Origin of the sequence: Anaerophilus nitritigenes, assembly GCF_004138215.1 — a bacterium.
GTDB classification, from domain to species: Bacteria; Bacillota; Clostridia; order Peptostreptococcales; family Thermotaleaceae; genus Anaerophilus; species Anaerophilus nitritogenes.
Genome location: NZ_RYYS01000108.1, coordinates 1 through 6,810 on the forward strand (window position 1 = coordinate 1; position 6,810 = coordinate 6,810).

Annotated in this window: 8 protein-coding genes; 2 read left to right on the plus strand and 6 right to left on the minus strand. The window is 28.6% G+C overall.

The window, feature by feature from the left end:
* Positions 1–631: 631 nt before the first annotated feature.
* Positions 632–1,207 (plus strand): site-specific integrase, encoded by a 576-nt coding sequence (locus tag EK368_RS14540; protein WP_129600916.1) that lies wholly within the window; start codon positions 632–634, stop codon positions 1,205–1,207.
* Positions 1,208–1,278: 71 nt separating this feature from the next.
* Here EK368_RS14540 and EK368_RS14545 read toward each other — a convergent pair whose 3' ends face one another.
* The 6 genes from EK368_RS14545 to EK368_RS14565 all read right to left on the minus strand — a co-directional run bounded on the left by EK368_RS14545 (position 1,279) and on the right by EK368_RS14565 (position 6,314).
* Positions 1,279–2,289, minus strand: coding sequence for an FRG domain-containing protein (locus EK368_RS14545; protein WP_129600919.1), 1,011 nt, complete (start codon positions 2,287–2,289; stop codon positions 1,279–1,281).
* Between the two features lie 148 nt (positions 2,290–2,437).
* A complete protein-coding gene (locus EK368_RS14550) occupies positions 2,438–2,944 on the minus strand; it encodes a MerR family transcriptional regulator (RefSeq protein WP_129600921.1) in 507 nt (168 codons plus the stop codon).
* A gap of 431 nt (positions 2,945–3,375) precedes the next feature.
* The gene (locus tag EK368_RS14555) at positions 3,376–4,197 is read right to left on the minus strand and encodes a helix-turn-helix domain-containing protein (RefSeq protein ID WP_129600923.1); all 822 of its coding nucleotides are present in this window, start codon (positions 4,195–4,197) and stop codon (positions 3,376–3,378) included.
* Positions 4,198–4,455: 258 nt separating this feature from the next.
* Entirely contained in the window at positions 4,456–4,623 is a 168-nt protein-coding gene (locus EK368_RS15040; protein ID WP_165000481.1) for a hypothetical protein, read from the minus strand.
* Positions 4,624–4,797: 174 nt separating this feature from the next.
* Positions 4,798–5,823 carry a type II toxin-antitoxin system antitoxin SocA domain-containing protein gene (locus tag EK368_RS14560; RefSeq protein WP_129600925.1) on the minus strand — a complete coding sequence of 342 codons (1,026 nt, stop codon included), beginning with the start codon at positions 5,821–5,823 and terminating at the stop codon, positions 4,798–4,800.
* A 101-nt stretch (positions 5,824–5,924) separates the two neighbouring features.
* The gene (locus EK368_RS14565; protein WP_129600927.1) at positions 5,925–6,314 is read right to left on the minus strand and encodes a type II toxin-antitoxin system MqsR family toxin; all 390 of its coding nucleotides are present in this window, start codon (positions 6,312–6,314) and stop codon (positions 5,925–5,927) included.
* Between the two features lie 285 nt (positions 6,315–6,599).
* Between EK368_RS14565 and EK368_RS14570 the strand changes: the two genes are divergently transcribed.
* Positions 6,600–6,761 (plus strand): BhlA/UviB family holin-like peptide, encoded by a 162-nt coding sequence (locus EK368_RS14570; protein WP_341472802.1) that lies wholly within the window; start codon positions 6,600–6,602, stop codon positions 6,759–6,761.
* Positions 6,762–6,810: the final 49 nt, after the last annotated feature.

Genomic DNA, 6,810 nt, shown 5'->3' on the forward strand with positions numbered 1-6,810 from the left:
TTTTCCTCCTGAAAGACCCTATGAAAAAGATTCATGTGTTTGTATGGAGCTTTTTTATAGGGTAATTGATTTTATTGTGTATGCTAATAGTATAATCCTTATGTGTACATACATACAAGTAGGTTCGTGTTTTTATTTTAAATCTTTTTTTATAAAGAATTACATATATAAAACAATATCCTTCACTCAAAGGCCTCTCAGAGCCTCCCTAAGGCCTTGTCCTTTTTACTCCATATCATACGCCTATAGAGAGCAGTGAGATGTTTTATTGCCACGCCCAGTGCCGTCACTTCGAGGCCTTTTACAATGTATTTATATTCAACTTTTTCTTTATTTCTTCAATGAATAATCATACATTTTGAAAAAAACGTGTATAATTAACCAAATGTTTATATTTCAACGTTTATACCTGTTTTATGTAGTAACAAAATGTATATTTTGTTACATCTTAGAACTATGTAGTATTTTCAATAGTTTCACACATTTTTTTATGCTTTTAAAATGTAACATATTGAGGTAAAATAAATTATCTAATTGAGAATAAATTCAATGTTTTACTACTTTTTAAGCGTATTTAGTTACATAATGTGTTCGTATGTTACATACACTAAGGGCAAAGGAAGGTGATTTTTTGAACTCAGTACAACCTATTCGTGACAAAAAACAAATAGATGCTATGAAGAAAGCCCTAAAAAATTCTAGTGATAGAAGCTTTATCGGTAGAAACTATATGTTATTTATTGTAGGCATATATACAGGCCTTAGAATTTCAGATATTTTGAATCTTAAAATAAAGGATGTAATGCAAGATCACATTTACATTAAGGAGAAAAAAACAAGTAAGATCAAAAGGTTTAAGATCAATGCTCCTCTAAGAAAAGAATTGAATAAATACATCAAAAAACATGATTTTAATGAAGAGAGCTTCTTGTTTCCAAGTTCCAAACTAGGACCTAACGGAGAGAAAGTACCTATTACTAGAATCCAAGCCTATAGAATCTTAAACAAAGCAGCTAAAGAATGTGGACTCCAAGAAATAGGAACTCATACAAGCAGGAAAACTTTTGGGTATCATTTTTATAAGAAATATAAGGACGTTGCAGCACTCCAGGAGATTTTTAACCATTCCTCTCCTAGCATTACCCTTCGGTATATAGGAATTAATGATGATATTAAAGATCAGATGATTGATGATTTTGATTACTAAAACCCCTAGCTTGATTTAAGCTAGGGGTTTATTTTCTTAAAAGTCATTATTTCCAGTAATACCTATATCTTTTATATATTATATTCTTCTTTAAACTTATTTTTCTTTGCCATGCTATCTATCGTCTTATATGTATTTTTTATATATTCTGATGTATATTCTAATTCTGGAAATATATAATCCTTTCTAACTCCTAATTTTTCTAATGAGTTTAGAAGATTCTCCTTGATTTCCTTTGGAATAATAATTTCAAGGAAATTTCGTTCTAAATCCCTTTCACAAACATCATGTAATGAATCAGCATATTTAATAAGACACGGTAATTTAACCTCATTGGAAGTATACATATTAATACCCTCTGTATTTGTAATAATACTATCTGTTTCATAGTTATATAATTCATTTGCAAATAATAAGAAAATAGATTCTTGTCGTTTTTCTCTCTCAGTAATATAATTTGGTCTAACAAAATATATATTGTTTGTCCCATACACTAGTTGTATATACGTATAAAAATGTGCTGGATCAGATACTAAATTGAAATTTGAATTTTTATAGATGGAACATACTTGTTTTATGTAAGCATCCATACCACCGTTATTATATGGCAACACAAAATATACTTTTCCATCAACGTTATAACCATTAGTATCACAGCACGCAAAATACAATGCTACTAAAGGATTCATTGTGAAATCCAATAATCGGGTAGGTAATCCATAATGTTGCATTTTAGCAATTGTGTTAAAGTCATCCATATTTTTAAATTCATCTGGTCTTAATTGTAAAAAGTCCCCAATCATTTCACTCTCATAAGATACTAAGTTATTAAATCCCAAGCTCGGTTCCAACTTCCACTCTTTATTAGTTACTCCTCTATATAAAAATTTTTTCCCAAAATTAAATCTGTCTTGTTGTTTTTCTATTTCAAACATATCAATTATTTTGAGATAATCATAAATATTATCAATATAGAGATTTTTCTTTATGTCAATTAATTCACTTTCTTCTCTCAGAAAATCTGATAAAATATTATTTTTCATAAAATAATCGTAATAATCTTTTAAAAACGAACTCACCATTTTTGCTTCCCCCCTTAACACCTATAAACAATACCTCTAAAATTAAGCATACCTGATAATATTATATGAAAGTATTTTATAATATCATTCAAATTAAACTATTTTCTAAAAATCCAAATACTTTTATTTAGTTCACTTTATATAAACCCTACTTTCCAAAAATCCTACTCCAAAACCCTTTGTTCTTTTCATTTTCTTTTGTAGTAGCTATATAGTCCATCAGCTTTTTATTTTCTGCTTGGATCTGCTCTCTGATCCTCTGCTCCTGGTGCTGTAATTTTTCATCTAGTTGCTTTTCAAATTCCTCTTTCAATACTCTTTCTTTTTCCGAAACAATATCTGCTATTTGATTGATTACATCAGCTTTAAACGCCTCTATACTTTCAGTATGTAGGGGAATAGTGTCTAAAACCTCAGGAACTGTTTCTACTATACCTTCATTAGCAAGTATCTTTCTTATAAGATGAATATTTGCACCTTCATTTTTAAGCTCTATAATCTTTTTAAAAATCTCTACATCCTTTTCTGTATACACCCTGTTATTGCTTTCATTTCTCATGATCTCCAAGTTATAATCCTGCTCATACTTGCGAACTGTAGATACGGAAATTCCAAGCTTTTCGGCTAAATCATTACTGCTATATAGAGTATCCATATGGTTTTTCCCCCTTCATACACACGAGATATATATAGTTTGAACTTATTTATACACACAGTCTATACACCTATATTTTGTTTTTCTTTTAAGTGCTGGCATCGGGTGTGGCGATAAGGCCTTGAACGATAGAACGAAATAAACTTGATGTAAGCGTACAAGGTCCTTTAGGGCTGTAGCTCCTAACCCTTTTTCTTTATGTGGGTTTTAGTATGTGTGATTTTCACATTCTAAAAGCCCTCTCATGCGAAAGTCCTAAAGAGACCTTGAAGGTACATGATGTTTATGTAGTGGAATCTTCAAGGCCTTTGGGAGCACTTTTTCAATCATCCCTTTGCGATTATTGAGCAAAGGATCCTTGTATTCAAAGTACACAAAGAATATTTCCTATGCTTTTTCTACTAGGAATTATCTTGCATTTTCAATTTTTATTAAAAAATCGAATTGGCTGCATACTCATCTATACAACTTAACAGCAATACTTCAAAATACTTTTGCTTGTTTTTAATTGTTTTTTCTTCTTGTACTTGTCTAAACTTGCTAAAAGTATAATCTATCATATTAAGAGTTAATTTTTGTAATTGCTCTAGGATCTGTTGGTTATTAAGTAGTTTGTTGTTTACTTGTATCTTTTTACACTCTAATAACTTGGTAATAGTTTTTTCTAATAACTCTCTAGCTTGTCCTTTGTATAAATATATTTCTGCATTACTTATAATTTCTTCTTTTATTTCTTCTCTTTTATTTTTTATATCTGTCTGTCCATTTTCTGGTTCTGCTATGACTGACTGATGATTATATAAAATCTTGTTATTTTTATTAAAAGACCTGTTATTATTATTGTAGTCATTTTGAGTATGCTCATTTCGAGTATACTCGTTTTGACCACACTGGTCATCTTCAGTGTTTTCAATGGTTTCGGGTTTTTCTATTAAAGTATATATATTATGACTGTACTTGTCGCCTTTTTTACTTCTTATTTGTTCAACTTTTATATAACCTAATTCTTTTAACAAATTAAAATGCTTATACCATCTTTTTATACTAATACCTAAATCTTTGCATATTTTATCTCTGCTTGGGAAAGCTGTTGTTCCTGCTCCTGCATAAGAACAAAAATAAGAATATATGGCTTTGGCTTCTATAGTTAATTTTCTATCTAACATAACTAACTTTGGAATGATTCCAAATCCTCTAGCCTTTACTCCTTCGACCTTTAAAATATCTCTAAAATTCTTCTTTTTATTTTCCATTTAAAATACCTCCTAATTTTTTTAGCAAAATAGAAGGTATATCATCTTGAATATAGAATTATAATAGTGTAGAATAACTATATAAATTAAAAATCAAGAGGATATGCCTTAGCAGAATAAGTACCTGAAAAGTCGCCAAAACTATAGCAGGTGCTTATTTCCTTTTTTGCTTTAATTTTTTATATTCTACTTTTTTTTTCATTTTCCTTTATTTATAGAGTTGTTTTATATAAAAAAGATCCATGGAATATGGACCTTTTATTTTACTTCCTGATGTTTTAACTTTTCTATTTCTTTTAAAAGTTCCTGTATTCTTTGATCTTTTAAAGCTTTTACTTCGTTTAATCTATCTGCACATTCTTTTTCTAAAGCTGCTCTCGTTTCTTCTAATCGACTATTTATCCAAGGTCTTATTGCCACCGTCAATGGGAGGCCTTTTGGATTTATTTAATCAGATTCTTTTCTTTGTATTCTGCACTTATCTTTTGATAAACTGCTTTAAATTCCTGATCTTTCTCTATTTTTTCTTTTATGATTCCTTGAGCATCAATTTTTTAAAATGGCATATGTTATCTCTCCATTCTGTTTATAATATTATTATTAACTCATTTTTATCTTAATACTTGATACATAAGTGTTTAACTCCTCCATATCCTCGATTGTAAATTGATCTTTTATAGATGAATAATATCTTTTAATATCTTCTTTTTCAATTACATTTGTACATCTATCGTCTTCTTGGCAATTCCCCCTAGCATCTCTCCATGGATCTTCCATATGGGTAAGGGCTTCTAAATACTTTGCATTATATTTTCCATATACATTCCATATACCATTTAATATGAGCTTTTCATCCTCATTAAATATATTTTCATCTAAAATATTTGCTTTAGGAATTGGATTGGCACCAAACTTTTTATAATTGTAGTACATCTCAGGGATAACAGGTCCATGAATCCACGCTTGAAAGTCTTCCATTATTATAATTTTATTGAAAAATGCCATCATCCATGCTTGAGCATAATAAACAAGCTTTTGTAGTTTTAAATGAGAGATCAAATCTCCAGCTTCTATATCTACTTTGTTTAGAAAATATGTGGCAACATCTATAGAATTGATAGGTTGACCTTTTTTCGTTGAATGAGATAGATGCAGCATTTCTTTAATACGATCCTCAACCTTTTGTCTAGCAACCTTTTGTAATACATTACCGTTTTGATTTAATATTTCTTGCATTTTATAAGGATCTTGCAATTCTTTTAATTTCTCACTATATTCTTTAGAAGGGGTTAAACCTTTTAAATATCTAATGATTGTCACTTCTCCCCAACCTAGTAGTTTGGCTAAAGGTTTCTTTCCTATATTATATTTATTGAGTAACTTTTCAATTTCACTTATTTGAATGATCCCAAGTTTTTCTCTATATTTTTCATTAGCTTTTCTAACATTTTCATCGTCTATTTGAGAAATATATACTTCCTCTCCACATTCTTCACAGTAGGCTACTTTTCCAACAAAATCAATTTCAATATCTTTAATAGTCATTTTTATAGATTCTTCTTTGATGATTACAGACCTATCCTCATCACAGTTATAACAGTACTCCATTATATTTTTATTATTCATATAAATCCCTCCATAAAAGGTTTATTTCTTTTAATTATTTATCCATCTCATCTTTATAATGTTATTGATCAATTTATTTTTTATATCCGTATAATTTCTAATTAATTATACGGATACTCTAAAGGATATTCTTTTTCATGAAAAGATAAACAAATCACCTTACTATTTAATTTAAGTTTGATATAAACTTCTGGATAACTATAGATTCCTGGGTATATAAGCGTTTGACCAAATATCCATACTAATCCACCTTTTTTACTATCATAATCATTATCTGTATAACAATAGTTTGATCTATCTAGCTTTAAAAGTTCTTCACATATGATTTCATGGGTTATACCATATTGAGCTTGAAAATTAAAGGTTTTGTCTTCACTTCTTGTTCTTTTTATAATCTTTACATTCTCATAAGAATTTTGTATTCTATTTTTCATTTCAACTAGAAATGCTTCTACACTTTCTGGATCTTCAATCCAGGAACCTTTTATCATGTTGTAAGTACCTCCTAAATGCCAATCTGATGCTTAGGTGCTTTCTAATTATATTTTACCATTAGCATTTAGAAAAAACAATAAAAATAGTTTCAATTGATACTATTTTTATTGTTTGCACACTTATTTTTTTTATACATCTTTTATAAAAACAAATTACCCTATAAGAAAGATCCATTGAACACATATGAATCTTTCTCATAGGGTCTTGTTTTTTAGTTTAGCTTTTTAAGAATACTTTTAAGCTCTTTTATATCATCTTCTAATCCGAAACTGATTTTTTATATTTTAAAAACCCAAGAAAAAAGAGATGTTCGTCAAGAAGAAAGAGAAAAGAAATATCAGGAAATTATTTTAAATCTTACAGATAAATTAAACCTTGTTGAAGATGTAAAAAAAGATGTTGAAGATATTAAAAATTATGTATTTCATAGAAAAGATCCATAATAAAAGAATGAAATTTAACGTTACAAATTGTCCATGAAAAACTATCCTT

Bases quoted from the DNA above. Each gene is read 5' to 3' on its own strand.
- EK368_RS14545 (WP_129600919.1), bottom strand. From the start codon at position 2,289: ATGGTGAGTTCGTTTTTAAAAGATTATTACGATTATTTTATGAAAAAT.
- EK368_RS14550 (WP_129600921.1), bottom strand. From the start codon at position 2,944: ATGGATACTCTATATAGCAGTAATGATTTAGCCGAAAAGCTTGGAATT.
- EK368_RS14555 (WP_129600923.1), bottom strand. From the start codon at position 4,197: ATGGAAAATAAAAAGAAGAATTTTAGAGATATTTTAAAGGTCGAAGGA.
- EK368_RS14560 (WP_129600925.1), bottom strand. From the start codon at position 5,823: ATGAATAATAAAAATATAATGGAGTACTGTTATAACTGTGATGAGGAT.
- EK368_RS14565 (WP_129600927.1), bottom strand. From the start codon at position 6,314: ATGATAAAAGGTTCCTGGATTGAAGATCCAGAAAGTGTAGAAGCATTT.